Raw genomic sequence first — 1,434 nt, forward strand, 5'->3', positions numbered from 1 at the left:
CACTAACATTACAGTTGCCGTTTGATCTTAAAGTGAGCCTGTTGCGCCGCAGCCTGATGTGCGCGTCGCCATAGAGACCATGCGATGAAGTGCGCCGGCCGGATATCTCGCTGGCCAAGCCGGCTGGCAATGTGCCTGATCTCTTGTACCGACCAGCGGATTAACGGCTTTTCGCAAGAGCCTTGGGCAATTTGGGCAGCTTTTTTTCGGCGCCGGTATTGGCTTTGTGCCGAATGGTTGTGACCATGGCAAAGGCGAGCATGACCAGAGATACATGACGATACCAGCCGTGCCAGGATCGGGTCTCGTTGTGATCGAGTCCCAGTTCATTTTTCGTGGTCTCGAAACTATCCTCAATGGCCCACCGCCGGCCTTCAACGGCGACGAGAGTGTGAAGTGTCGTGCCCTTTGGACACCATGTGCTGAAATAGGCGATGTCGCCATCGTTGATGTTTCGGCGGAGAAGCAGGCCGCGGGTCCATTGCCCCTCCCACTCGGCATCATAGTCTTCGGGATCGACGTCGCCGAGCTGATGATAGCTCCAGTCGTGCAGTCGCGGGCCTTTGGTACCGTCCCCCGCCGAAAGTCGAATCCACCCTGTAGGGTCTGCATCCGCCGCGTCTTCCTGGATGACGGCATCAAGCGACGGGTGCTCGATCTGGGCGATGAAGCGGTAATCTGAACGCACGCCCAGGACGTAGCCAATACCCTCGCGCCGCAGGACTTTCTCGACGGTGCCGACCCCATAAACGCTATCGGCCGCAACCCACCGGAACGGAACCTGCGCGGCAATGGCGCGCTTGATCATCTCCACGGCAAGCTGTGGCTTGGTTGCGAATTCCGCACCTTCCGGAACGGATGCACGCTTCATCCGCTCGGTATCATTCGTCCAGACCTCCGGCAGATAAAGCGCCCGATCAATAAGAGCATGGCCATGGCGCGACACATAGGCCGCAAACACACCGATCTGGCAGTTCGTTATCTTTCCCGCAGATCCCGTATATTGACGATGAACCCCACAAGACCCTTTCCCCTGTTTCAGGAAACCCGTCTCATCAATAACCAGAACGGCATCGTCGTCTGACAGGACTTCCAGCGCGTAGTCACGCACGACGTCGCGAAGCGCGTCCGCATCCCAGTGCGCCCGACCAAGAAGTGCTTGTTGGCGCCACGGACCTGGATCGCCTGCCAATTCTGCCCGCATCCAGCCGGTCTTGCGGCGAGCGTCACCAAGCAGACCGTCCAAAAACAACCCAGCCGACGCTGCAACCCGAGCTTGCTTGAAAACGGCCCGCATGCGCGTCTTTGCGTCGCGCAAACCGGATGCCCACAGTTCCAGCGTCGTCTCGATCGATGCACCCGTCATCCATGACCTCCATACCATGGAGACCTATTGATTCAGAGTTTTCAATAAAGCGCAACTGTAATGTTAGC

General features: G+C 57.9%; 1 protein-coding gene. It reads right to left on the reverse strand.

Annotated features, from left to right (window positions below; genetic code table 11):
- Positions 1-160: 160 nt before the first annotated feature.
- Positions 161-1,384, reverse strand: coding sequence for an IS701 family transposase (locus tag EWE75_RS24565; RefSeq protein WP_130160630.1), 1,224 nt, complete (start codon positions 1,382-1,384; stop codon positions 161-163).
- Positions 1,385-1,434: the final 50 nt, after the last annotated feature.

The sequence above is a fragment of the Sphingomonas populi genome (assembly GCF_004208535.1).
In the GTDB taxonomy this organism is placed as follows: Bacteria; Pseudomonadota; Alphaproteobacteria; order Sphingomonadales; family Sphingomonadaceae; genus Sphingomonas; species Sphingomonas populi.